The organism is Arsenicibacter rosenii (assembly GCF_001870735.1).
In the GTDB taxonomy this organism is placed as follows: Bacteria; Bacteroidota; Bacteroidia; order Cytophagales; family Spirosomataceae; genus Arsenicibacter; species Arsenicibacter rosenii.
Map to the genome: position 1 here is coordinate 1 of NZ_MORL01000016.1, position 25,188 is coordinate 25,188.

Sequence of the window (25,188 nt, forward strand, 5' to 3'; positions counted from 1 at the left end):
GGGAGTGCAAAATTAGTGTTTTTCAAATTCGTTGTCAAGCGTTTTTCAAAATATTTTTTTCAATTTTTATTTCGAAATTCAGCTTGTCAAACGCCGTATCAGGAGGACTCTTTCGTGTCGGCTGCTTTCCCTCATTTGGGAGTGCAAAATTAGTATTTTTCAAATTTCGTGTCAAGCGTTTTTCAAAATATTTTTTTTAACCTTTCTGAAAAACAACTTGTCAATAATTAATTGATAGTCAGAGCGTTTGCTTTGTTTTCTCAATCGTTCCCCTCATTTGGGACTGCAAAGGTAGGGCATTTTCTACCCTCTTGTCAAGCCTTTTTCAAAAAAAAGTTCTTACGATTTCAAACAATCCGGCCAATCATTTGGTTAACAGACGATTGGCCGGATTGTTTTCTTAAACTTTTTTCAGAAGATGGTTCTTCTTGCCTTTTGAAACGAGTAAATATCGTCCCTGCAACCACTCCAGATTAAGAGCTAAATTCGGATCTGAAATCTTTGTTTTGTTTAAACTGACTGCATTTTGGGTAATTGCCCGTCTGGCTTCGCCTTTTGAGGCGTAGATCTCTCCTTTGGATATGACCGATAACAGATCTGTTATCGTTTGTGCTTCCGCCAATTCGCTTTCCGTGACTTCCGTTTGCGGTACGCCCTCAAAGATGATATCAAATTCGTCGGCTTTAATTGACCGCAGCGTGTCTAATGTGGCTTTCCCGAATAATACCTCAGACGCTTTCACGGCTAGTTCATATCCTGCTTCCGAATGAACACGGGTTGTTACCTCTCTGGCAATGGCTTTTTGCAGAACCCGCAGATGGGGTGCTTCAGCGTGCTGACGTTCTAAATCCTCAATCTCGTCTTTCGACAATAAGGTATACACCCGGATCAGCCGGCTGCAATCTTCATCGGCAGCATTAATCCAGAACTGGTAAAACTGGTACGGTGTTGTCATGCCGGGGTCCAGCCAGACGTTTCCGCTTTCGCTTTTTCCGAACTTTGTGCCGTCTGACTTCGTCACCAGCGGTGTCGTCAGGGCAAAGGCCTTGCTTTCTTCCTGCTGTTCTCCGTTGGCATTATCAATCCGCCGGATCAGTTCGGTCCCAGTCGTGATGTTTCCCCACTGATCCGACCCACCCATCTGCAGCCGTACGCCCTTATTCTTATATAACCAGTGAAAATCGTACCCCTGTAGCATCTGGTACGAAAACTCAGTGAATGAAATCCCGGTCTCAAGCCGTTTCTTCACCGAGTCTTTTGCCATCATATAATTGACGGTAATGTGCTTGCCGGCCTCCCGCAAAAAGCCAAGGAATGAAATGTTTTTAAACCAGTCGTAGTTGTTTACCATTTCAGCCGAATTGGCACCACAGTCGAAATCAAGAAATTTCTCCAGTTGTGCCTTAATGCCTTCCTGGTTTTTGCGCAGGGTCTCTTCGGACAGGAATTCCCGTTCTGCGGCTTTACCGGACGGATCTCCGATCATGCCCGTAGCCCCGCCCACGAGGGCAAATGGTTTGTGACCGGCCCGCTGCAGATGCACCAGCAGCATAATGGTTGCAAGATTACCGATATGTAACGACGAAGCCGTCGGGTCGAAACCGATATAGCCGGCCGTCATTTCCTTTACCAGTTGTTCTTCGGTACCGGGAGTCATGTCGTGCAACATGCCCCGCCAGCGTAGTTCTTCAATAAAATTCATAAAATAGTAGTTTATGGTAAAAGCAGGGATGAGTCGCCATAACTCAGAAACCGGTAATCGTTGGCCAATGCTTCATCATATACTGTACGCCAACCTTCGCCCAGTAGTGCAGCTACCAGCAGAATCAGTGTTGAGTTTGGCTGATGGAAATTGGTTATGATTCCGCGACACATCATAAACCGGTATCCCGGCATAATGTAAATACCCGTATGGGCAATCACCTGCTCTTTGTGTGCCTTATCCATATAAGTTAATACTGCGCCCAATGCCTGAACCGGTGCCGGCCGCTCTGGTTCAGGCACCGAATAGGCATAATGCTGATCGAGCCGGAACGGATCGGTATCCTGACGGATTAACTTGACGCCCATCCAGTACAGGCTTTCCAGCGACCGCATAGACGTTGTTCCGACCGGTAGCAGATGGCCGGCATGCGCGATAAAATGCTCCACGTTCTGACGGGTATATACTACCTGCTCGACATGCATCTGATGTTCCCGCACATTATCCGTTTTAATCGGCTGAAAGGTACCGGCCCCGACGTGCAGCGTCAGGAAATCGTGCCCGATGTTTTTCTCCGCGAGGTCAGCAAACACCCGGTCCGTAAAATGGAGGCCGGCAGTCGGTGCAGCAACGGCCCCTTCTTCCTTAGAATATACAGTCTGGTAGGTATCGTCATCGGCACGGGTGGCGTCCCGCTTCAGATAAGGCGGTAACGGCATCTGTCCGGCCAGCTGAATAACATGCGCGAAGGATTCCTCCGCAGGCTGCCAGCTAAACCGAATGAGCGAGTCCTCTTTATGTTCCCGGGCGGCCGATAAGACAATCGTCCGATCACCGGCAGGAATCTGCATCTGTAGCACCTCATCGTCTTTCCAGCGCTTCCGGTTTCCGATCATGCACTGCCAGACGGTCGTAGCGGTGTCCTGCATGGCCTCGCTCATGGAGCGGTCAGCAGGGACCGGGTTCAGCAAAAACAGTTCAATAACGGCACCGGTTGCCCGGGAGAACAACAGACGGGCCGGTATTACCTTCGTATTATTAAAAACAAGATAGCTGTGCGGCGGTACCCATTCGGCCAATGCATAAAAACGCTCATGGCTGATCTTGCCGCCCTGATATACTAACAGTTTTGACTGATCCCGCACCGCCAGCGGAAAGCGGGCAATCCGCTCGTCGGGCAGGTCATACAAAAACTGTTTATTACTCAACTCCTCCATTTCCTTATATAATCAACTTAGCCAAGTACCTCCTCAGCATCCGGCTTCATTAGCAGAAGCCGCACTGGTAACGAAATGAACACAAGAGCAATAATCGCGGTACTCAGCGGTAAAAGCCAGCTATAGTTCATCGAGTCGTTCTGGATATCCGACCGGTTCAACATAGAAAGAACAAACAAGGCAAGGGCCAGAATGGTATTAATAGCAGCCATCAGGGCATAAAACCAGTTCAGGATAACTTCGTTCAGCTGATCCCGGTGGGCTATCCAGTGCGGGGCAAACGGTAACCGCTCATTGGGCAGCTTCGGAAACAGGCGTGCAATTGAATTAATCAGCGTGTTGTTGATAAGGAATATGGCAACGCTCGCATAAAATATTGTTTCCCGGTCAATATACTTTGTTGCCTGACCAATATCGTTGAATAAGACTGCCACCTCGGCCGGATAGGCTATGTAACAACTGATTAGTGAAACAGCTACCCCCAGAATAGACCCGAAACGCCATACGCGGACAAAAAACGTTCCTACTTTCATAATACATTTAACATGTTACCTGACCAAAGCACAGGAGTAATACGGTGTTTATCCCGCTCCGGCCGGATATACAAGAATCTGTTCAGTTAATTAAGCTGCAAAGTTAGCCACAGATTAACCGGTTTTACACAGATATTTACAGATAGCCTGAGTTTGTCTGTATTTAACCGCATATTTACGAACCAATAAGGATTATCACCTGACTCATGAAGATTTACACGAAAACGGGAGACAAAGGACAAACCTCACTCATCGGCGGCCGGCGGGTCAGCAAGGCCGATCTGCGGATTGACGCTTACGGAACCGTCGACGAGCTGAATTCGTGGATTGGTCTCCTGCGGGATCAACCCGTTAATGAACCCCGGAAAGAAGTACTGAAAGAAATTCAGGACCGGCTGTTTACAGTTGGCGCTACCCTCGCTACCGATCCGGAAAAAGCGGTAAAAAAGGCGATTCCGGACATTATTCCGGATGACATCACCTTGCTTGAACAGAGCATGGACGAGATGGATACGCAACTGCCGCCACTCCGTGCGTTTGTATTGCCGGGTGGTCATGCCTCGGTATCGTACTGCCACCTGGCCCGTACGGTCTGCCGCCGTGCCGAACGGCTGGTGATTCACCTGAGCGAACAAAGCCCGGTTGATGAGCTGGTGATTCAGTACATGAACCGGCTGTCTGATTATCTGTTTGTCCTTAGCCGCAAAATGGCACAGGAACTGGGCAGTGAAGAAGTAGCCTGGAAACCACGGGTATAAGATGAAAGCAGCTAACCGGATTTTACATCATATCATTTATTTCGATGCCCACCAACGTTTACTGATTAGTGTATCGGTTGGCGGATTATCACTGTTGATTATTCATGGCAGCTTATCCTGGATTGCCCAGGCAGTAATTGCCTGGGTCTCGTATGCAAGTACAGCTTTATCACTAACCTGGACAACCATGCTATTAGCCCATCCGGCAGATATTTGCCGGATGGTACAACTTCAGGATGCCAAACGGTCACTGATCTATATAATTGTGGTAGTAGCAGCGATGGTTAGTCTTTTTGCTGTAATGTACCTCATCAGCTCGGTGCAGAATGAGTCGCAGAACATGATTGCCGAGCATATTATCCTGTCCTTGTTCTCAATTAGCTGTTCGTGGTTCCTGGTACATACGCTCTTTACAATTCATTATGCACATATATATTATGACAGCACGGAAAAAGGTAAATCCGGTGGCTTAGACTTTCCCGGCGGTGAAGCACCTGACTACCTCGACTTTGCCTACTTCTCGTTTGTGATCGGGATGACCAGTCAGGTGTCGGATGTGCAGATTTCGTCGAAACCCATGCGGCGGCTTGCGCTGTTACACGGCTTACTGTCGTTTCTGTTCAATGCACTGATCGTTGCGTTAACCATAAATACAGTTTCCGGGCTGTTAGGGCGTTAATCTGCGCAAATTCTGCACGATTATTGCCCGCCCATCACTAATTTAGGTCCGGAAAACGTTAGATGTTTTTGGGTTTCTCATTTATATTACGTTTTTAGTCACTTACTGACTGCATTTGTAAGCTGTTTTCGTTCAAGGCAACCTGATGAACTTTTTATATCCTCAGTTTCTTTTTGGCCTGCTGGCCGTTTCTGTACCCATTGCCATTCACCTGTTCAACTTTCGCCGGACACGCCGGGTTCTGTTTACGAATGTTGCGTTACTGAAGAATGTTCAGACAGAAACCAAGTCGTTCCGGCGGCTGAAGCATTTACTGATCCTGCTGGCACGCTGCCTGTTTCTGGCATGTCTGGCCCTGGCGTTTGCCCAGCCGTTTATTCCCAGCAAGAGTAAGCTTGGCCTGTCCCGTCAGGGTGTTACCAGCCTGTACGTTGATAATTCGTACAGCATGCAGAACGAGCAGAATGAAAAGCGGTATCTGGATATGGCCACCGGCAAGCTTGATGAGCTGCTGACCCTGTTCCGCAACGCCACCTCTCTCCAGTTAATTACGAACGACTTTTCGGCCGACGAACAGCGGCCGGGCAGTGCCGAAGCCATCCGCGACCGGGTCACTTCGGTGCGGTTTGCTCATACGCCCCGTAGCCTCGAATCGGTTTACCGGCGGCAGCGCAACCTGATGGCCACCCTGAACCCGGGCGGAAAAAATCAGTTGTTCTGGTTTTCGGATTTTCAGAAAAGTACAGCCGGTGAGCTCTCGCGACTCAAGACGGATACCTCCGACCGTGTTTTTCTGGTGCCTATGAACGCCAAACAGACCAAAAACGTCTATGTCGATTCTGTCTGGCTGGCTACGCCGTTTATCCGGGAAATGCAGAACAACAGCCTCAACATTAAACTCAGCAACGGTGGCCGCGAAACGGTCAAAAACCTTCCGGTACGGCTTTATATTGACAATACACAAACCTCGACCGGTACGGCCAACCTCGACAGCGAAGGTAGCGCGACCATTGCCCTGAACTTCAACGTAACGTCGAAAGGCTACCACCGCGGCCGGATTGTGTTCGAAGATTACCCGATCACGTTCGACAACGAATATTACTTTGTCATTGAAGCCTCACCCTCAATCCGGGTCCTGCACCTGTATGGCGAACGGGCGGGCGGCAATGGTATCGATTATGTATCGACCGTATACTCAAACGACAGTCTGTTTGTCCGCCGGAGTTTTTCTGCGCAGAACTTTGATGTCGGTCAGTTAAAAGAGACGGATCTGGTTGTGCTGGAAGGCGTCAGCCAGATTGCCGGTACACTTCGTACCGAACTGGACCGTTTTGTACGCCAGGGCGGCAGTTTAGCCGTTATTCCGCCCTCGACGCCGGATGTAAACAGCTATGGCCCGTTTCTGGCTGGTCTGGGCATAAGCGGCCTGCAGGTGACACCACCGGCGGCCAATGCGCCTACCCTGCCCCTCAACGACCCCGACCGGCGCAACCCGTTCTTTGCGGATGTGTTCCAGCAGAGTTTTCAATCGGAACCGCTCAACTTGCCGGGGGCCTTGCCGGTCTGGCGCTGGAATGCCGGTCAGCGGTTGCTGGCCATCCGCGACGGTAATCCGTTTCTGACCCAAACCACCGTTGGCAGTACAAACGGCCGGCAGGGTAAGGTGTATGTATTTGCGAACCCGCTCGGCAGCCAGTACGGCAATCTGGCCGAGCATGCGCTGTTTGTGCCGATTATGTACAAAATTGCCGCCCTGAGCGTGCAGGCGCAGCGAACCGCTTATTCGTTCGACGAAAACGTAGTCACGATCCCGGTTGCGAATCCGTCGGAGAAGGCCGTTTATAAACTGAAGAAAGATAAGCTGGAGATTATTCCGGTACAGCGGGTTATCAGCAACCAGCTGGTGCTGGAAATGCCGAAGAGCAATCAGCTGGCAGCCGGTCAGAATGTGGAAGCCGGTTACTATGAATTGCAGGACAACAATGGCAAAACCGAGCGGTTGCTGGCGCTGAACCACGGCAACGAAGAGTCGGCGATGAGCTTCTATTCGGCCGATGAGTTGCGGCAGGCCTTCAGCGGGCAACCGAATGTAGAAGTATTCGACAGTATTACCGACAATGATTTTGTTCAGGTTCTGGAACAGGAAAATCTGGGCAAAAGTCTGTGGAAATACTTCCTGCTGGCAGCGCTTGGTTTCCTGCTGTTTGAGATCGCCCTCGTCCGGTTTATGAAGGGATAAATGCTTATATTTGACCAGCTAACCTGCATCCGCTCATGCCTACGATTCAGTTACAACTACCGATTCAGCTTGAGCCGGGCGATCACCATCGTCTGGCCGAGGAAATCCGACAGATGACGGATGATGAGTTTTATTACTTCTGTCAGGACAATGCTGACTACAAGTTTGAAAGGGACGCTTTGGGTAATATTGACATCCTAGGACCAACAGGCGGTGAAACCGGCGAACGCAACAGCGAGTTAAATGCAGAGCTTGGGCTCTGGAACCGCAAAGACCGGACAGGCTTTGTGTATGATTCGTCAACCGGTTTCCGGCTACCGAACGGCGCCACACGGTCGCCGGATGTAGCATGGGTCTCAGCTGACCGCCGGAATGCCCTGACAGCAGAAGAACGTAAAAAATTCCCGCCCTTGTGCCCGGACTTCCTGGTAGAATTGCTTTCGGAGTCAGATTCACTCACAGAAGGCCGGAAAAAGATGCTGGAATATATGGATAATGGCTGCCTGCTTGGCTGGCTTATCTATCCAAAAACAGAAACGGCTTACATTTACCGCAAGGATGGTTCGGTCAGCGTCGTTCAGGGGTTTGACAATCATTTATCCGGTGAAGACATTCTGCCTGATTTCAGCTTTGACCTGTCACTGCTCCGGTAAGCAGGCCAATGCGGTAATACTGACAGTAATACACCTTACCAAACTCTTCAATAGACCGGCGATACGTGGGTTCAAACCCGTAGCGTTCATAAAAAGCCATTAATTTAGGGCGTGTCGCATCCGTTTCTAGCTGGATTTCGCGAACGCCCTTTTTTCGTCCCTCCGCCAGACAAAAATCAAGCATCCTCTGAAAGAGATTCTGCCCGGCAAAAGTGCGGCGAATAGCGACTTTATGCACAAATCCGGCCGTGCCGTCAGGGACGTTATCATAATACAGCGGATCTTTCCACTGAAGGATAAACGTAGCCGCAGGCACCCCATCGACATACATCACATAGCAGTTATCGCGTGTGTAGTCATCGACCAGCGTTTCAACAGACAGGTCCTCTATATCCCACATCACCTGCCCGTTATCGATCAGCCATTGCCCGACTTCGCGTAACACAGTGATAAACTCGTCCAGGCGGTCGTTGCGGAATGTAATCGTCATAGCTTATCGGGTTAAACGGTAAAAACAGCGGTAAATAAACAGGTTTTCAGCCTTTTCTGTATACCAACGAAACGTTATTCCTGTGAAAATACGGCTTTCTGTTATCCTGATCACCCTAGCTACCTGTGCCATGGCGCAATCTTCGTTTAAACCCAATTACGACGAAAGTAAGGTACCGGCCTATACCCTGCCTGATGTCCTGAAGATGCCGGACGGGCAACGGGTGGCTTCGGCAAAGCAATGGACAAGCGTTCAGCGGCCAGCCATTCTGCAACTTTTTAAAGAGCATGTGTATGGCCAGATGCCTGGTAACCCCCGCGTAGTTCGTTCCGTAGTGCGGTCAGTAGACAAGCAGGCATTAGGCGGAAAGGCTATCCGGAAGCAACTTACCCTGTTTTTTGGTAACGGCGACGACGCCCCAGGTATGGAGGTATTGCTTTATCTGCCCAAAACTGCAAAACCGGCCCCCGTTTTTGCCGGACTCAACTTTTTCGGGAATCACTGCGTCAGCAATGATCCGGGCATTCTGCTGTCAACGCGCTGGTTGCCGAACCGCAATGAAGAAGTCGTCAACAACAAAGCAACGGAAAAGGCGCGGGGTATGCAGGCTAGTCGCTGGCAGGTAGAGGAACTTATCGCCCGCGGATACGGAACGGCTACGGTTTATTATGGAGACCTCGAACCAGACCACGCAACGGGCTGGCAAACCGGTATCCGGACTACGCTGAAAAACGACCTGCACACAGCTCCCGAAGACTGGTCGGCCATTGGTGCATGGGCCTGGGGCCTCAGCCGCCTGATGGACTATCTGGAGACAGATCCGGCTGTCGATGCAAAGCGGGTGATGCTACACGGTCACTCACGGCTGGGCAAAGCCGCGCTTTGGGCCGGCGCTAATGACCCACGGTTCGCTATGGTGATTTCAAACGATTCGGGGGAAGGCGGAGCAGCCATTGCCCGCCGGATGTTCGGTGAAACCATTGAGCGGATTAATACCTCATTTCCGTACTGGTTTGTCGGGAAGTTCAAAAGCTACAATCAAAACGAAAACGCCATGCCAACCGACCAGCACATGCTGCTGGCTCTGGTAGCGCCACGGCCGCTTTATGTGGCGAGTGCCAAAGACGATCAGTGGGCCGACCCGAAAGGCGAGTTCCTGGGCGCGAGAGCAGCAGAACCGGTCTGGGCACTTTTTGGTAAACAGGGGCTGGGCATAACGGACATGCCACCGGTTGACCAGCCGGTCGGACAAACCATCGGTTACCACATCCGGACGGGCGGTCACGACATCACAGCCTATGACTGGCAGCAATATATCCGGTTTGCCGACCGGCATTCCGGAAAGCAGTAATGACCTGCAGCAGAACAGGCATATAACGGTAGCAGGCGCCCAAAGCAGACATTTTGACAAAGAAACAGCAAACAGCGTCCTGTTTTACGACAGATTGTCACTTAATCCGGTTTGGTACATGGTTTGTTAGATTAGCGATGTCTTTAAACAACAACCAACGAACAAAGTCATGAAATCAATAGCACGCTTCCATAATCATATTCCGTCTTTTTTTGACAACTTTTCGTTTGGCCGTGAGCTAAGCAGCGCCTGGACCAACGGTACCGCAACTCCGTCTGTTAACGTGGTCGAACACGAGAACGGCTTCCGGATTGATGTTGCAGCACCAGGCTTACCTAAAGAAGCATTTTCACTGAACCTTGACCAGCGCACGTTAACCATCACTGCCGTTTCTGAAGCAAAAAAAGAAACAAACGATGGTGAGAATTATACCCGCCGTGAGTTTAGTTATTCATCGTTCAAACGTAGTTTTACGTTGCCGGACACGGTAGACAGCGATAAAATTCAGGCGGGCTACAAAGACGGTATTTTGTCGGTTGACTTACCAAAACGGGAAGAGGCAAAACCGAAAGCCGCCCGGCAAATTGAGATTATCTAAAGCCCTTTAACAAGCGCTTGTTAAAATTTGTTAAGTAGCTAAATAGCTGAAATTTTTCGAGCGCTTGTTTTCGTTATTTTGTCGAAGGTTTTCTTCAGAACAACACAAAAGGAACAGTAAAATACACCCTAGTAAATTGACCATGAAAAGTAACTGGAAAGCATTAACGTTAATTTCGCTGTTATCAAGCGGTTTAACACTGGCTGCCTATAACTTCCTGGGTTTTAACAACAAGGACGTTATCTTTAGTGAATCGGGCGGCAACCCCATTAGTCGTTTAGTCTCTATGCCTGGCGGTGCAACTACTGCCGGTGCTCCCGGTGATTTCTCATACGCGGCCGAACTGGCTTCGCCAACGGTTGTACACATTCGTACAACGATGACCCGTACCGTTCGTCAGCAACAGGTTCCTGATATTTTCCGCGATTTCTTCGGTGATGATTTTGGCGGGGCACCCCGTCAGCAGCGCCAGCAGGGCCAGGCGTCCGGTTCGGGCGTGATCATCAGCAAGGATGGTTATATTGTCACAAACAACCACGTTGTGCAGGACGCCGACCAGGTTGAAGTCGTTTTAACGGATAAACGTAGCTTTAAGGCCAAAGTAATCGGTACTGACCCGCTGACTGACCTTGCCGTTGTGAAAATCGAAGCCGCTAACCTGCCTGCCATCACATTAGGTGACTCAGATGGGCTGAAATTAGGGGAATGGGTACTGGCTGTTGGTTATCCGCTCGATCTGGAATCGACGGTAACGGCCGGTATTGTGAGCGCGAAAGGCCGCCGGATCGGTATTCTGGAGCAGGATTTTGCCCAGCGTCAGCAACGCCAGGGTCAGGGCTCCGGCCAGCAAAAGGCGGTTGACACACCGGTAGAGGCCTTTATCCAGACTGATGCCGCCATCAACCCTGGTAACTCAGGTGGTGCACTGGTAAACCTGCGCGGTGAACTGGTCGGTATTAACTCCGCCATCGCTTCTGCAACCGGCTATTACAGTGGTTACGGTTTTGCCGTACCAGTATCGCTGGTGAAAAAAGTAACCGCTGATATTGTGAAGTTTGGTAACGTACAACGGGGTTATCTTGGTGTATTACCTATAGAACTTGACAGCAAAAAAGCGCAGGAGCTGGGGGCAAAAGTAGGTCGTGGTATCTACGTGAATGAAGTAACTGACAACGGTGCAGCGAAAGCTGCCGGTCTGCAGAAAGGCGACGTGATCGTGAAAATGGAAGGCCAGAGCATTGACTCAGATGCGCAGATGCGTGAAATTATCGGCCGTCGTCGTCCGGGAGATGCCATTACCGTAACCGTTAACCGGAATGGTTCTGAGCGCGATGTCAAAGTAGTACTGCGGAACCGCAACGGGGGGAACGAAGTCATCAAACGCGAAGAAGTAGCCGCTACCTCGTTAGGCGTACTGGGTGCTCAGTTCGAAGACCTGACCCAAAACGATGCCAAGCAGTTAGGTGTCAGCGGCGGGGTTCGTGTGAAACAAATCACCGACGGTAAACTGGCAGAGACGGATATTGAAGAAGGTTTCATCATCGTGAAAGCGAATGGCAAAAACGTAAAATCGGTTAAGGATCTGCAAGCCATTCTGGCTAATGTTCAGGAAGGGGAAGGACTGATGTTGATCGGTATGTATCCGAACAGCTCACGGATGTACTACTACGCCGTGCCTGTTTAAGTCTCTCAGATCAGATAAAAAAACGGCTGTCCGGAAAACCGGACAGCCGTTTTTTTATCTGTAAACCGTTTACTGTTTAATCACTTTAACAACCTGCCGGCTATTGCCGCTGATCGCCTGCACAAAATAAATGCCCGCCGCCCGTTTTAGCGGAATGATTCGGCGTTCGGTGGCCGATGCGGCCTGAATCACCTGATCGTGCAGCAGTTCGCCCTGTGCGTTCATCATCCGGAGGGTCAGTTCGTTACCTACTGCACCCTGCACCTCAACGGCAACCTGCTCTTTGTTGGTTGGATTTTCGAGCACAGTCAGTGTCAGATTACCGGCCGGCTCACCCGCAGTAATCCGTGCAGCACCTGAACAGAACGCAGCGAAGTTGAAGGTATAGTTGACCGTCACCCCGTTTTGCGTTGCATAGATCATCAGTGGTTTCGGATCGGCCCGTAGCCCTGGCTCCACAATGCCGGTCGGATTGCTGAGCGATGCCCGCTGCACACCGATGGCAATGTAATTGATCGGGCTGCCGTCTCCACCGGTTGTCCGGAACGTAATAGCCCCGGTAGCGCAGTCATATAAAGGTGCAGTCAATACCAGCGGCTGCATTCCACCCGTCGGCGATACGATGATGTTAAACATTGCCTGGGCCGACAAATTACCCGGATCAGTAGCGGTAATAATAACCGGATAGTTGCCCGATACGGTAGCCGTTCCGGAAATAGTACGGCTGGCAGCATTAAACGTTAAACCAGCCGGTAAACCTATTGCACCATAAGTCAGTCCATCGTTGTTGGGATCCGCAAATGTGTTTACCGGAATCTGGAAACTAAAGGCCGCTCCTAGTTGTACCACCTGATTCGTTAACGGCATTACCAGTACAGGGGGCTGATTGGCTCCGCTCCCCTGGCAATACGTACGGAAATTAAACAGGTATGATACCACCTGACCGTTCTGGCGGGCCATCAGGTTCAGCACCTTTGTATTCGGGTCACCGAGAATTGCCGCCTCAATGGTATGGGTCGGATTCGTTGTCCAGCCGGTCACCCCGATAGCCATATAGTCAATTGGTGATCCGTCGCCGCCGGTTGTCTGAAAAGTCAGCTTACCGGTCTGGCAATCGAATTGTGGCTGAACCAGGGCCAGTTGCTGAATAAACGTCATGGCCTTATCGGCCTGTATCAAGCCATAGCCGGTCAGGTAATCAAAACCGGTATCAAAATCTGGTGTTAAGGGATCATCCATGTCCAGCGTAGACCGCTGCAGGTAATCTTTCATCAGAACCGGAGACAGATTCCCTTTCGCTTTTTCGATCAGTAATGCACCGACTGCCGCTGCATGTGGTGCTGCCGCTGAGGTCCCGAAGAAATTGGGGATACCATCTTTTTCCAGATCGTTACTAGCTGCGTAAAAAAATGTAGTATTTCCTCCGTCCGGCGCCACAATTTCCGGTTTCCGGCGATATACCGCGCTGATGGCAGCATCACTGCCATCAAACAGAATGGGCACACCGCCCCCCGACGAAAACGTTTCGATAACCGGAGCGGCTAATGTTGTATTAAAAGCCGGTGTCAGTGTATAGCGTGCAGCACCGACCGCGATTGCATTTTCAGCATTGGCATGTCCGTAGCTTGTCCCGCTTTTTGTGTCGAAGGCCACACTTACATTGGAGCCGAAATTTACCCATTTAATCCGGGCCGGATTCGGGCCGCTATACCGCACCACAACCAGATCAATGGCAACCGTTGTTGAGGTAGCATTAGTGACCGATATGCGCTCAAAAGGGCCGGAAAAGGAATTTCCGTCCAGGCTCGACAGATCTGGCCGCAACACGTTGTTGTAGTAAACCAACAGGTCCAGATCCGTTTTAGCTGTATTGCCGTTCAGGGCATAAAACGAATCGGTCCATTGTAAAATCGCATCAAACGATCCGCGTGCCGGTATAATGATTCGTTGGGCAATCGCATTGGTCCCGAAGTCATGAGCTACCCCTAACGTTCCCAGAAAAGGATCGGATACCACTCTTCCTGAGCTTTTAAAAGGAGCTTCATAGGAATTACGGCCATTATTACCTGCCGCCGAGAAGTAGGAAACTCCGAATTTTTTCACTACATAATCAACAGCCTGTGCCACAATACCGTCCTGAAACATAGGCTCGGCGAAATAGATAATGTCATCGACAATAACTTTACAGCCTGCTTCTGCCAGTTTAATGATGCCTTCGGCAAAACCTTCCTGCCCGTTAAACGCTGTATGGAAGGCAATATCTGCCCCCGGCGCTACATCATGGACGATTTCGGCCATGGCCCGGCCTTCGTCTGTTGCGTCGTCAAACAGGTAATCTTCCAGTACCTGTACGTTAGGCGGCAGGTCGCCGGATGCAACGCCACTGGCCGCCCCGCCTAACCCATCAAAAGAGTCTGACAGAATCCCGACCTTGACTCCTTTGCCCGTTACGTTAGCCTGAGCCCGCGCCATGTCGGCCCGCATAGCTCTATCGCCTTGCGAGTTAACCGATCCGGTCTGTAATCTGGGTTTGTAGACCTGAGAGACAAATGCCAGACCGGGCAGATTTTTCAAGTCACCCAGCTTTGCCTGTGGAAAGAAACCAAAGATTGACCGGCCTTTTACCTTAGCTCCCTGAAGCCCGGCAGCCTGCAGCGTACTCAGCAACTCACTGGCATTGGCATCCGTTGCATAGGCATTGATCGCAATCAGGCCGTTTTTACTCCACAAGCCTGCATCTGTTTTCAGATCACCGTTCCCAGGCTCAGTAAACGCCTTATCGGGAGGCAGAAGTACCGTAGCCAGTTTCGCCTCTGCCGAGCGCTGTTTTAGTTGTCCGATAACCGTTTGGGCAGAGGCGGTTAACGCCGTTACCCCCACCGCAAGAAGCGGAATCAATAATCCTGCTGAAATTTTTTTTCGTATAAATGGAAGCATACAATTGGTGAGATGATTTGAAGTAGAAATATGACAAAACAAATGCAATAAATCAATACACAATCATGCTTTTCCCCATAAAGCACTGAGCGAATTTGACCGTGGTCAAAAGAGTATGTTTGACTCAAAAAATTATTTAGGTAATAGCCTGTCTCCCGAAGTCAGCAGCATTCTGTCTTTATCTCACTGATTATCTACATTTTACCAAGCCTGATTACTTTAAGCAATAGTTTTTAAAAAATTTTAAAAATTTACAGGGAGAACATTCGCTAATACATTGTTTTTCCTGAACTTTGCAATTCACTTTCAATCATCGTCAAAGTCAACGATATGATTACCGAATCATCAGTACTTGAGACGCCAACGGGCGGCCCCGTTCAGTCGGCGATCACGTACGAAAAAATCCCGACGCACATTTACTCAGACGCTAAGGCTGCCTCACGGGCTGTAGCGCGTGAGATTGCCGCTCTGATCCGGCAGAAACAAAGTGAAGGTTTGCCATGTATCCTGGGCCTCGCCACCGGTTCTTCACCCAAAACGGTCTATGCCGAACTCGTTCGGATGCACCGCGAAGAAGGGCTAAGCTTTCAAAATGTGGTTTCTTTCAACCTGGATGAATATTATCCGATGGAGCCTGACTCGCTACAGAGTTACTGGCGCTTCATGAAAGAACAGTTATTTGACCATGTAGATATTCCGGCAGGAAACTACCACATTCCGGACGGCACGGTAGCGTATGATAAAGTTGCCGAATTCTGCCGCCATTACGAAGACATGATTGAAGCGGCCGGCGGCCTTGATTTCCAGCTATTGGGGATCGGGGGTAACGGTCATATCGGCTTTAACGAACCGGGTTCACTGAGCAATTCCCGCACCCGTCTGATGATGCTTGACCACTCGACCCGGGCGGCCGCATCGATGGACTTCGGCGGACTGCCGCGGACACCGCGTAAAGCTATCACTATGGGGGTCGCCAGCATCCTGAACGCCAAACGGGTAGTCCTGCTGGCATGGGGTGAGCGTAAGGCTCCGGTTATCAGCAGCGCGGTTGAAGGCACCGTAACGGAACATAACCCGGCATCGTACCTGCAAACGCATCCGAATACCCTGTTTGTCATTGACGGAGCCGCTGCGTCGGGCCTGACCCGGATGAAAGCGCCGTGGCTGGTTGACTCGGTTATCTGGGACAACAAGATGAAGAAAAAGGCGGTTACTCACCTGTCGCTGACACTGGGTAAGCCGATCCTGAAGCTGACTGACCGCGATTACAACGACAACGGTATGAGCGATCTGCTCGCACAGTACGGGCAGGCGTACGACATCAATATTGACGTCTTTAACCAGCTTCAGCGCACCATCACCGGATGGCCGGGCGGTAAGCCAAACGCCGACGATACCTTCCGGCCGGAGCGTGCCCTGCCAACCAGCAAACGGTGTCTGATTTTCAGCCCGCACCCCGACGATGATATTATTTCCATGGGTGGTACGTTTCAGCGTCTGCAGGATCAGGGCCATGAGGTTCACGTTGGTTACCAGACTTCGGGCAACATTGCGGTAGCCGATGATGAAGCCCTGCGCTTTGCGGATTACGTGGTTGACTTCAACGAAAAATTCGGCATCAACAGCCCTGAAGCAACGCGGATTTTCCAGGATGCCGCTGCGTTCCTGCGGACGAAGAAAGACAGCGAAATGGATACTGACGAAGTGCGTTATGTGAAAGGGCTGATCCGTAAAGGTGAAGCTAAATCAACGTGTCGCTTCGTAGGGATTCCGGTCGAAAACGCCCACTTCATGAACATGCCGTTCTACGAGACCGGTAAGGTCGAAAAGAAACCACTGGGCGAAGAAGACATTCTGGTTGTGATGAAGCTGATCGAAGAAGTGAAGCCGCATCAGATTTACGCCGCCGGTGACCTTGCCGATCCGCACGGTACGCACAAGGTGTGTCTGGATGCCATCATGGAAGCCGTTCGCCGATTGAAAGGCAAGGACTTCATGAAAGACTGCTGGGTGTGGCTCTACCGTGGTGCCTGGGCCGAATGGGATATTCACGAAATTGAAATGGCGGTACCAATGTCGCCGGATCAGGTGATGAAGAAGCGGTTCGGTATCTTCAAACACCAGTCGCAGAAAGACGGTGTGGTCTACCAGGGCGCCGATTCGCGCGAGTTCTGGCAACGGGCTGAAGAGCGTAACCGCGGCACCGCTGAATTATACAACCGCTTAGGCCTCGCCGAATACGAAGCCATGGAGGCTTTTGTACGCTGGCAGTACTAATTTTAGAACAGGAGTACGGGATTACGGGGATTTTGCTGAACTTAGTATCACAGAATCCGGTAATCCCGTATTCGTTTCTGACCTTACGTTTCGCGCACATGCAAGCAACCTCAACGCCAACCACCACACCTGTATCTGCCGGTACGGCCCGCCAACGCCTTTTATCCCTCGATGCCTTCCGGGGCATTACCGTAGCTGCCATGATTCTGGTAAACAATCCCGGCGATTGGGGCCACATCTACCCGCCGCTGGAACATGCACCCTGGAACGGCTGGACACCTACTGACCTTATTTTCCCGTTTTTCCTGTTCATCGTCGGCGTATCGATTACGTTCGCGCTGGGCAATAGCGGGCAGGGAGCAAAAGGCATAGAGAGTATGCGAGGTGCGCAGTGGAAGATTGTGAAGCGGGGGCTGATCCTGTTTGGGTTGGGGGCTTTTCTGAACCTCTTCCCGCGTTTTGATTTCAGCAGTTTCCGGATACCGGGCGTTTTGCAGCGCATTGCCCTGGTGTATACCATCTGCTCCCTTATTTACCTCCGCACAAACACCCGTCAGCAGATACAGCTTGCTGCCATTCTGTTGATCGGCTATTGGCTGCTAATGACGCTGGTGCCGGTGCCGGGCGTCGGCTACGCCAATCTGGAGCCGGAGACCAATCTGGGAGCCTGGTTCGACCGGAGCCTGTTGGGCAACCACCTCTGGAAGAGTTCGAAAGTATGGGATCCCGAAGGGCTGCTGAGCACTATGCCGGCTATCGGTACCGGTCTGCTGGGTATGTTGACCGGCACGTGGCTACGGCGGCAGGACAAGCCCGTCACTGAGCGGCTGGCGGGTCTATTTACCGCCGGGGTATTACTCACTATCGGCGGCCTCTGCTTCGACGGCATTTTCCCGATCAACAAATCCCTGTGGACCAGCTCGTTTGTACTGTTGGCCGGTGGACTGGCCATGATCGGGCTGGCAACCTGCTACTACCTGATTGATGTGCTGGGCTACCGCACGTGGGCTAAGCCGTTCGTGGCCTATGGTGTCAATGCCATCACCGTTTTCTTTCTCTCCGGCCTAATTCCGCGTATCCTGAACATGATCCACGTCACCACACCCGACGGAAAAGAACTAGGTGCCAAAGAGTGGATGTACCAGACCTTTTTTGTTCCCTACTTCGCCGAGCCTATCAATGCCTCCCTCGCCGGCGCGCTCACCTTCGTCCTGATCTGGCTGGGAATTTTGTGGGTAATGTATCGGAAAGGGATTATTATTAAGGTGTAATCATGGACATTGGTTTAGCCTTTAGATAAAGGCTAAACCCCAATAAATAAAAATCAGAAACTTATCCCTACCTTTGCCCCTCAACTTCAACAATCCATGGTTCTGATCACCTGCTAAGTCCCGTCCGGGTGCAAGGCGTCCCGCACGGGTGACCACTTCCTGTTACCGCCGTCACGCGCTCCCTGTCGTGACGCACGCTTTCCTGTTTTCTTTTTTATCATTCATCCATCTGTCAATCCGGCATTACCGTGTCGCGTTGGTCTGCTGGTTTGCGCAGCAACCGCTGTATCGGTCTGCGGCAAACCGGACCACGATCATAGGCCGCAAAGTGCCTTTGCATCATGAAAAAGTTTCTTAAGCTACTACTGGCTGCACTACGCGGCTCAGAAAAAAATTACACGACCGTCAGCATCAATAAGGCGATCTTTCTGCTCTCCGTTCCGATGATTCTGGAAATGGTGATGGAATCGCTCTTTGCAGTCGTTGACGTGTTTTTTGTCGCCAAAATCGGCACCGAAGCCGTGGCCACCGTCGGGCTGACTGAGTCGGTGCTGACGCTGGTCTACTCCATTGCCATTGGTCTCAGTACGGCCGCAACGGCGCTTGTCTCCCGCCGTGTGGGCGAAGGCGATCACCGGTCGGCAGGCATGGCCGTGGGTCAGGTCATTCTGGTCTCGCTGGCGGCCTCGCTCCTGCTCGGTATTCCGGGACTGCTTTGGGGCGACGAAATCCTGCGGCTCATGGGCGGCGACGAACGCCTGATTGCCAACGGCTCTGGCTTCACCCGCATGATATTTGCCAGTTCGCCGGCCATTATGCTGCTGTATACCCTCAGCGGGGCCTTACGTGGTGCCGGTGAGGCGTCCGTAGCGATGCGGTCGCTCTGGATCGCCAACGGCATCAACATTGTTCTGTGCCCGATTATGATCTTTGGCTGGGGACCGATTCCCGCCATGGGCGTCATGGGGTCAGCCATCGCCACAACGGCCGGCCGGTCGGTCGGGATGATTTACCAGCTCAGTGCGTTTCTCGGCAATAAAAAGACGATTACTGTCTTTGGCAAAGACCTCCGCCCGAACGCAGATATGATCCGGCAGTTGCTGGGGCTGGCCGCCGGGGGTACAGGGCAATTCCTGATCAGCTCGGCCAGCTGGGTATTCCTGACACGTATCCTGTCGACGTTCGGCAGCGATGTGGTCGCCGGGTATACCATTGCGATCCGGATCATCATCTTTACCATTCTGCCGTCGTGGGGTATGGCCAACGCAGCGGCTACGCTGGTGGGCCAGAATCTGGGCGCGAACCAGCCCGACCGGGCCGAAGCCTCAGCGTGGCGGGCAGCTTTCTGCAATTTTGTCTTTTTGTTGCTGGTGGGCGTTGGGTTTTACCTTGGTGCAGAACCCATTGTGCGGTTGTTCAACGATACCCCGGCCGTGGTCGGCGTTGCCGTGCAGTGTCTGCGGATTTTCTGCCTTGGGTATGTATTCTGGGCCTATGGTATGGTGATCAGTCAGTCTTTCAACGGGGCCGGTGATACCAAAACGCCGACTATCATTAACATTGTCTGCTTCTGGCTGATCGAAATTCCGCTGGCCTATGCGCTGGCCGAATGGCTGGATTTCGGGCCGTCGGGCGTGTTCTGGTCGGTAGCCATCAGCGAGTCACTGCTCGCAGTTATTGCCGTGATTATTTTCCGGCAAGGCAAATGGAAACTGGTTCAGGTCTAACAATACGTCCCTAACGATGTTATCAGTATCTACGAAACAGTCATCACAGGCTGTTTCGTAGATACAACATGTCTGCACCTACGCTAAACCGCTTACTTCAGCATCTCGACGAACTGATGCACACCGACCGCTACGATTCAGATGAAGCCGGCGGCCTTTATGCCGGCATGTCATCCGGACATCCGGTCACCCGTCTGGGTGTGGCCCTCGACCCGTGGCCGGGCTTACCGGGTTGGGTCAGGCAGCATCAGATAGAAGCCCTCTGGCTGCACCGCCCCTGGAAACTCCCTCCCAATGCCCTGCCGGTTCCGGTCTTGTACCACCACCTCCCGTTTGATGAGCAGCTAACCATGGGATACAATATCCATCTGGCGGATCAGCTACAGCTGACAGGCCTGGAAGAATTTGGCTATAAACAATCGGTAAACGGGCTGCACCGCCCCATAGGTATGATCGGTAATGTGATAACCCGCCCCCCAGAATATTGGGTGAAAGAACTCGAAGGTATCTTCTGCGGCCTGGATGTATCGGCTATACGGCCGACCGGACCAATCCGGCGGGTTGCTGTTGTCGGTGCCATGTCGGAGGCTTTACTGGAAGAAGCAGAGCATCGCGGAGTCGACCTGTACACTACCGGGCAGTATCGTTCTGCTGCCGTCAGGCAAGAGCCCGCCGTATCGGTTATTGCAGTTGGCCATGAACGCTGTGAACGGCAGGGAATAAACACACTGGCCAATCTGTTAACAGCCACTCTGCCCGATACAGCCATTATTTTTCATTTATAATCAGTATCATAGTACGACTGCAATATTCTTATAAAAACTTGACTTTACCTTATATCCTTCGGCAAATTAAGGTTTTTTCAAAATTTTCAATGAAATTGCTCAACCATTAGCAAACACTTCGATCAGCATCCGCCTTAATTGAAAATTATGTAGTAATTGTAAACATTTTTTACCCTTCGGGTACAAGTTGTTTATGTGGTCATTCACTCTTTCGTTTGCCGGATAACCGGTCATGAATCCAACATGAAAGAATACATCCGTCCGATTAATCGTTTGCTGGTTGCCAACCGGGGCGAAATCGCGATCCGCATCATGCGGGCCGCGACAGAATTAGGCATTACAACTGTTGCCGTTTACACGTACGAAGACCGCTACTCGCTTCACCGCTACAAAGCCGATGAAGCTTACCAGATCGGCCGCGATGACGAAACGCTCAAGCCTTACCTCGATATTGAAAGTATCATTGCGCTGGCCAAACATAAACGGATCGACGCCATTCACCCTGGCTATGGCTTCTTATCTGAAAACGTAACGCTGGCCCGCCGGTGCCGCGAAGAGGGAATTATTTTCGTAGGGCCGTCTCCGGAAGCCATGGATGCCCTGGGCGACAAGGTCCGCGCGAAGAACCTCGCAACCAAGGCCAATGTACCGATGATTCCGGATACCCGGCTGGATCTGTCAGATTTCAGTGTAGCCCAGTCAGAAGTAGAGCGGATCGGCTTTCCGGTGATGATTAAGGCGGCAGCCGGTGGCGGTGGCCGGGGAATGCGGGTGGTCCGGAATCCGGATGATTTCGAGCGGTCGTACAATGAAGCCCGGAACGAAGCGAAAAACGCGTTCGGCGACGACACGATCTTCCTCGAAAAATTCATCGAAGACCCGAAACACATTGAGGTACAGCTCCTGGGCGACCAGCATGGCAACCTGATTCACCTCTACGAGCGTGATTGTTCGGTACAGCGTCGCTTCCAGAAAGTAGTTGAAGTAGCGCCATCCTTCGGCCTTCGGCAGGATACTAAGAATAAGCTGTATGAATATGCCCTGAAGATCGGGAAGCAAGCCGGCTATTACAACGCCGGTACCGTTGAGTTCCTGGTCGACCGGCACGAAAATATCTACTTCATCGAAGTAAACCCACGGATTCAGGTTGAGCACACGATTACGGAAGAAGTCACGGGCATCGATCTGGTCAGAACGCAGATTCTGGTGGCGATGGGGTATAAACTGTCGGACAACGGCATTTATATCAACCACCAGGACGAGGTACCGCTCAACGGCTACGCCATTCAGTGCCGGATTACGACCGAAGACCCGGGCAACGGCTTCAAACCGGATTTCGGCACGATTACAGCCTACCGGAACGCGGCCGGTTTCGGCATCCGTCTTGACGAAGGCAGCAGCTACGCCGGTATGCGGATTTCGCCGTACTTCGACTCGATGATCGTGAAGGTTTCCGCCCGCGGACGGACGCTGAAAGGCGCTACCCAGCGGCTGACCCGCGCCCTGATCGAATTCCGGATCCGCGGTGTAAAAACCAACATTTCGTTCCTGCTGAACGTGATCAGCCACCCGATTTTCCAGCGCGGTGAAGCACGGGTTTCGTTCATCGAGAATCATCCTGAGCTGTTTAATCTCCGGAAAACCAACGACCGGTCAACACGCGCCCTGCGTTACCTGGCCGAGGTGATTGTTAACGGCAATCCGGAAGTGAAATTTAAGGATCCGACAAAGGTTTTCCGTCAGCCGGTAGTCCCTGCCTTCGACCCGTATGCTGCGTATCCGAAAGGCAGTAAAGACCTGCTCCGTGACATGGGGCCGGAGAAATTTACGCAGTGGGTTCGTGATCAGAAGCAGGTACTTTATACCGATACCACCTTCCGCGATGGCCACCAGTCGCTGCTCGCCACCCGCGTCCGGACGAAGGACATGCTGGCAGTAGCCGAAGGGTTTGCCAAAAGCCATCCGGAGCTGTTCTCGATGGAAGTCTGGGGCGGTGCTACCTTCGATGTAACGATGCGCTTCCTGCACGAGAACCCGTGGAAACGCCTGCAGGCCTTCCGTGAAGCCATGCCGAACATGTTGCTGCAAATGCTGTTCCGTGGCTCCAATGCGGTTGGCTACTCAGCCTATCCCGACAACCTGATCGAAGAATTTGTGGAAAAATCGTGGGAAAACGGCATCGACGTCTTCCGGATTTTTGACTCCCTGAACTGGGTGGAAGCGATGAAGGTCAGTATCCGTGCCGTGCGCGAGCGGACGACCGGTATTGCCGAAGCCGCCATCTGTTACACCGGCGACATCCTCGACCCGAATCAGCATAAATACACGCTTCAGTACTACCTCGATATGGCGCGTCAGCTCGAAGACGAAGGCGCACACATGCTGGCCATCAAAGACATGGCCGGTCTGCTGAAGCCGTTAGCTGCGGAGAAACTTGTAACGGAACTGAAGAAAGCGGTTAACATCCCGATTCACCTGCACACCCACGATACGGCGGGTATTCAGGCGGCAACGTACCTGAAAGCCATCGACGCAGGTGTCGACATCGTTGACTGCGCGCTGGGTGCTCTATCCGGACTGACCTCACAGCCGAACTTCAACTCGGTTGTGGCGATGATGAAAGGTCATGAACGCGAATGCCCGGTTGATCAGCACTCATTGAATGCTTACTCAAACTACTGGGAAGATGTCCGCGAATGGTACTATCCGTTTGAGTCGGGCATGAAAGCCAGCAGCGCCGAGGTATACGAAAACGAGATTCCGGGCGGTCAGTACTCCAACCTGAAACCACAGGCTATTGCCCTCGGTCTGGGCGACAAGTTCGAAACCCTGAAGAAAAATTACTCGGTGGCCAACCAGTTGTTCGGCGACATTGTAAAGGTTACGCCATCGTCGAAAGTAGTCGGCGATATGGCCCTCTTCATGACCTCGAACAACCTGACGGCGCAGGATGTGCTTAGCCGCGGCGAATCGCTGTCGTTCCCTGAGTCGGTAAAAGAACTGATGAAAGGCATTCTGGGGCAGCCATACGGCGGTTTCCCGAAAGAAGTGCAGGACGTAGTGCTGAAAGGTGACGAGCCGCTGACCGGACGCCCGAACGAACACCTGGCACCGATCAACTTTGACGAAGACTTCGCGAAGTTCCAGGCCAAATACCCGAACAATGAAGGCTTCCTCGACTACCTGTCATTCCAGATGTACCCGAAAGTGTACGACGAATACTACAAAGCCCGCGAACAGTACGGCGAAGTGAGTATTATTCCGACACCGGCGTTCCTGTACGGTCTGAAAGAAAACGAGGAGATCATGATCCCGATTGATGAAGGCAAGAATATTCTGGTTCGCTTGCTGTTCATGTCCGAGGCCGACGATCAGGGAATGCGAACGATTACGTTTGAGCTGAACGGACAAAGCCGTCAGGTAAAAGTCCGTGATAAGTCGCAGAAGGTTGACCGCCCGCAAAACCAGAAAGTCAGCAAGGACGGCGACGTCGGGACACCGCTGCAGGGTCGTCTGTCGAAAATCATGGTGAAAGCCGGCGATGTGGTGAAGAAAAACCAGCCGCTGTTTGTGATCGAAGCCATGAAGATGGAAAGCATCGTGGCCGCCCCGCGCGAGGGCACCGTCAAGCAGGTTATTCTCCGCGAAGGCGTCGTTGTCGAGCAGGATGACTGGGTAGTGGAACTTGTCTGACAGCAGAAATGGTTTTAAACCGACAGACAACATCAGATTATGCGACTTGTTCTTGATAATGTGGCTCCTCAGTATATCGGCGTTCTACGCGAACTGGCAACTGCACTTCAGTTTACCATCAGCGAGGCTGATGTAAACGACAGGCGTGCAGAGATTGATCGCCGTATTGAACGATTAGAGGCCGGGAAAACAACTGTGGTTACACCTGACTGGGAAACCATTCAGCAGGAGAACGGATTGAGCTGATGAGATTTATCCGGTTTGATCCTGATGGCTGGGATGAATTTACCGGCTGGAACAATCGTGACCGTAAGGTTTGGTTGCGTATTGTGGAGCTTCTGAATGAGGTACAACGTAATCCCTTTAGTGGTAAAGGAAAGCCCGAGCCATTGAAGCATCAATATAAGGGGTATTGGTCTCGCCGGATAACGGATGAGCACCGGCTTATTTATAAAGTTACTGACGAGGACATTACTGTTATTTCCTGCGTTGGTCATTATTGACAGAACACTTCGTGGACTTATTAAAATATCAGTCACGATTTTATACCTTCTGAGGGGCAGCCGGACCGGCTGTCCCTTTTTTATTTTACAG

The 25,188-nt window shown here is 51.6% G+C and carries 19 protein-coding genes; 14 read left to right on the forward strand and 5 right to left on the reverse strand.

The genetic code is table 11. The features are described 5' to 3' along the window. Window positions 1-400: 400 nt before the first annotated feature. The 3 genes from tyrS to BLX24_RS21680 are packed head-to-tail and all read right to left on the reverse strand — an operon-like array spanning window position 401 to window position 3,452. A complete protein-coding gene (gene tyrS / locus BLX24_RS21670; protein WP_071505306.1) occupies window positions 401-1,702 on the reverse strand; it encodes a tyrosine--tRNA ligase in 1,302 nt (433 codons plus the stop codon). Between the two features lie 11 nt (window positions 1,703-1,713). After that, window positions 1,714-2,919 (reverse strand): S-adenosylmethionine:tRNA ribosyltransferase-isomerase, encoded by a 1,206-nt coding sequence (locus tag BLX24_RS21675; protein ID WP_071505307.1) that lies wholly within the window; start codon window positions 2,917-2,919, stop codon window positions 1,714-1,716. 17 nt (window positions 2,920-2,936) lie between these two features. Then, the gene (locus tag BLX24_RS21680) at window positions 2,937-3,452 is read right to left on the reverse strand and encodes a hypothetical protein (RefSeq protein ID WP_071505308.1); all 516 of its coding nucleotides are present in this window, start codon (window positions 3,450-3,452) and stop codon (window positions 2,937-2,939) included. Window positions 3,453-3,658: 206 nt separating this feature from the next. Between BLX24_RS21680 and BLX24_RS21685 the strand changes: the two genes are divergently transcribed. From BLX24_RS21685 to BLX24_RS21700, 4 genes are all read left to right on the forward strand, one after another. Next, window positions 3,659-4,210: a cob(I)yrinic acid a,c-diamide adenosyltransferase gene (locus BLX24_RS21685; RefSeq protein ID WP_071505309.1), complete on the forward strand. Its 552-nt coding sequence runs from the start codon at window positions 3,659-3,661 to the stop codon at window positions 4,208-4,210. Between the two features lies 1 nt (window position 4,211). Next, window positions 4,212-4,889, forward strand: coding sequence for a DUF1345 domain-containing protein (locus BLX24_RS21690; protein ID WP_071505310.1), 678 nt, complete (start codon window positions 4,212-4,214; stop codon window positions 4,887-4,889). A 145-nt stretch (window positions 4,890-5,034) separates the two neighbouring features. After that, window positions 5,035-7,128 (forward strand): BatA domain-containing protein, encoded by a 2,094-nt coding sequence (locus BLX24_RS21695; RefSeq protein WP_071505311.1) that lies wholly within the window; start codon window positions 5,035-5,037, stop codon window positions 7,126-7,128. Between the two features lie 35 nt (window positions 7,129-7,163). Continuing rightward, complete coding sequence (locus BLX24_RS21700; protein ID WP_083422108.1) at window positions 7,164-7,781, forward strand: Uma2 family endonuclease; 618 nt, start codon at window positions 7,164-7,166, stop codon at window positions 7,779-7,781. On the opposite strand, the gene BLX24_RS21705 is transcribed toward BLX24_RS21700, so the two are convergent. Continuing rightward, window positions 7,753-8,271 carry a GNAT family N-acetyltransferase gene (locus BLX24_RS21705; RefSeq protein WP_071505312.1) on the reverse strand — a complete coding sequence of 173 codons (519 nt, stop codon included), beginning with the start codon at window positions 8,269-8,271 and terminating at the stop codon, window positions 7,753-7,755. The two genes, BLX24_RS21700 and BLX24_RS21705, sit on opposite strands and share 29 nt — an antisense overlap. Window positions 8,272-8,353: 82 nt before the next feature. Here BLX24_RS21705 and BLX24_RS21710 point away from each other — a divergent pair, with 82 nt between their 5' ends. From BLX24_RS21710 to BLX24_RS21720, 3 genes are all read left to right on the forward strand, one after another. Further along, on the forward strand, window positions 8,354-9,622 hold the full coding sequence (locus tag BLX24_RS21710) for a glucuronyl esterase domain-containing protein (protein ID WP_229201864.1): 1,269 nt from the start codon (window positions 8,354-8,356) through the stop codon (window positions 9,620-9,622). A gap of 169 nt (window positions 9,623-9,791) precedes the next feature. Beyond that, the gene (locus BLX24_RS21715; RefSeq protein ID WP_071505314.1) at window positions 9,792-10,220 is read left to right on the forward strand and encodes an Hsp20/alpha crystallin family protein; all 429 of its coding nucleotides are present in this window, start codon (window positions 9,792-9,794) and stop codon (window positions 10,218-10,220) included. Window positions 10,221-10,362: 142 nt separating this feature from the next. Continuing rightward, a complete protein-coding gene (locus BLX24_RS21720; protein ID WP_071505315.1) occupies window positions 10,363-11,904 on the forward strand; it encodes a Do family serine endopeptidase in 1,542 nt (513 codons plus the stop codon). 69 nt (window positions 11,905-11,973) lie between these two features. Here the strand turns inward: BLX24_RS21720 and BLX24_RS21725 are convergent, their stop codons facing one another. Continuing rightward, on the reverse strand, window positions 11,974-14,841 hold the full coding sequence (locus BLX24_RS21725) for a putative Ig domain-containing protein (protein WP_083422109.1): 2,868 nt from the start codon (window positions 14,839-14,841) through the stop codon (window positions 11,974-11,976). Between the two features lie 330 nt (window positions 14,842-15,171). Here BLX24_RS21725 and nagB point away from each other — a divergent pair, with 330 nt between their 5' ends. The 7 genes from nagB to BLX24_RS21760 all read left to right on the forward strand — a co-directional run bounded on the left by nagB (window position 15,172) and on the right by BLX24_RS21760 (window position 25,097). Continuing rightward, entirely contained in the window at window positions 15,172-17,118 is a 1,947-nt protein-coding gene (gene nagB / locus BLX24_RS21730; protein ID WP_071505317.1) for a glucosamine-6-phosphate deaminase, read from the forward strand. A gap of 98 nt (window positions 17,119-17,216) precedes the next feature. Further along, window positions 17,217-18,389: an acyltransferase family protein gene (locus BLX24_RS21735; RefSeq protein ID WP_071505394.1), complete on the forward strand. Its 1,173-nt coding sequence runs from the start codon at window positions 17,217-17,219 to the stop codon at window positions 18,387-18,389. Between the two features lie 341 nt (window positions 18,390-18,730). Next, window positions 18,731-20,116, forward strand: coding sequence for an MATE family efflux transporter (locus BLX24_RS21740; RefSeq protein ID WP_071505318.1), 1,386 nt, complete (start codon window positions 18,731-18,733; stop codon window positions 20,114-20,116). Between the two features lie 68 nt (window positions 20,117-20,184). Next, on the forward strand, window positions 20,185-20,901 hold the full coding sequence (locus tag BLX24_RS21745) for a Nif3-like dinuclear metal center hexameric protein (RefSeq protein WP_071505319.1): 717 nt from the start codon (window positions 20,185-20,187) through the stop codon (window positions 20,899-20,901). Window positions 20,902-21,144: 243 nt separating this feature from the next. After that, complete coding sequence (locus BLX24_RS21750; RefSeq protein ID WP_071505320.1) at window positions 21,145-24,594, forward strand: pyruvate carboxylase; 3,450 nt, start codon at window positions 21,145-21,147, stop codon at window positions 24,592-24,594. Between the two features lie 39 nt (window positions 24,595-24,633). Then, window positions 24,634-24,840, forward strand: a complete 207-nt coding sequence (locus BLX24_RS21755; protein ID WP_071505321.1) for a hypothetical protein — start codon at window positions 24,634-24,636, stop codon at window positions 24,838-24,840. Further along, window positions 24,840-25,097, forward strand: a complete 258-nt coding sequence (locus BLX24_RS21760) for a Txe/YoeB family addiction module toxin (RefSeq protein WP_071505322.1) — start codon at window positions 24,840-24,842, stop codon at window positions 25,095-25,097. The genes BLX24_RS21755 and BLX24_RS21760 overlap by 1 nt, the downstream gene beginning before the upstream one ends. Window positions 25,098-25,188 lie beyond the last annotated feature (91 nt).

Bases quoted from the DNA above. Each gene is read 5' to 3' on its own strand.
- tyrS (WP_071505306.1), bottom strand. From the start codon at position 1,702: ATGAATTTTATTGAAGAACTACGCTGGCGGGGCATGTTGCACGACATG.
- BLX24_RS21675 (WP_071505307.1), bottom strand. From the start codon at position 2,919: ATGGAGGAGTTGAGTAATAAACAGTTTTTGTATGACCTGCCCGACGAG.
- BLX24_RS21680 (WP_071505308.1), bottom strand. From the start codon at position 3,452: ATGAAAGTAGGAACGTTTTTTGTCCGCGTATGGCGTTTCGGGTCTATT.
- BLX24_RS21685 (WP_071505309.1), top strand. From the start codon at position 3,659: ATGAAGATTTACACGAAAACGGGAGACAAAGGACAAACCTCACTCATC.
- BLX24_RS21690 (WP_071505310.1), top strand. From the start codon at position 4,212: ATGAAAGCAGCTAACCGGATTTTACATCATATCATTTATTTCGATGCC.
- BLX24_RS21695 (WP_071505311.1), top strand. From the start codon at position 5,035: ATGAACTTTTTATATCCTCAGTTTCTTTTTGGCCTGCTGGCCGTTTCT.
- BLX24_RS21700 (WP_083422108.1), top strand. From the start codon at position 7,164: ATGCCTACGATTCAGTTACAACTACCGATTCAGCTTGAGCCGGGCGAT.
- BLX24_RS21705 (WP_071505312.1), bottom strand. From the start codon at position 8,271: ATGACGATTACATTCCGCAACGACCGCCTGGACGAGTTTATCACTGTG.
- BLX24_RS21715 (WP_071505314.1), top strand. From the start codon at position 9,792: ATGAAATCAATAGCACGCTTCCATAATCATATTCCGTCTTTTTTTGAC.
- BLX24_RS21720 (WP_071505315.1), top strand. From the start codon at position 10,363: ATGAAAAGTAACTGGAAAGCATTAACGTTAATTTCGCTGTTATCAAGC.
- BLX24_RS21725 (WP_083422109.1), bottom strand. From the start codon at position 14,841: ATGCTTCCATTTATACGAAAAAAAATTTCAGCAGGATTATTGATTCCG.
- nagB (WP_071505317.1), top strand. From the start codon at position 15,172: ATGATTACCGAATCATCAGTACTTGAGACGCCAACGGGCGGCCCCGTT.
- BLX24_RS21735 (WP_071505394.1), top strand. From the start codon at position 17,217: ATGCAAGCAACCTCAACGCCAACCACCACACCTGTATCTGCCGGTACG.
- BLX24_RS21740 (WP_071505318.1), top strand. From the start codon at position 18,731: ATGAAAAAGTTTCTTAAGCTACTACTGGCTGCACTACGCGGCTCAGAA.
- BLX24_RS21745 (WP_071505319.1), top strand. From the start codon at position 20,185: ATGTCTGCACCTACGCTAAACCGCTTACTTCAGCATCTCGACGAACTG.
- BLX24_RS21750 (WP_071505320.1), top strand. From the start codon at position 21,145: ATGAAAGAATACATCCGTCCGATTAATCGTTTGCTGGTTGCCAACCGG.
- BLX24_RS21755 (WP_071505321.1), top strand. From the start codon at position 24,634: ATGCGACTTGTTCTTGATAATGTGGCTCCTCAGTATATCGGCGTTCTA.
- BLX24_RS21760 (WP_071505322.1), top strand. From the start codon at position 24,840: ATGAGATTTATCCGGTTTGATCCTGATGGCTGGGATGAATTTACCGGC.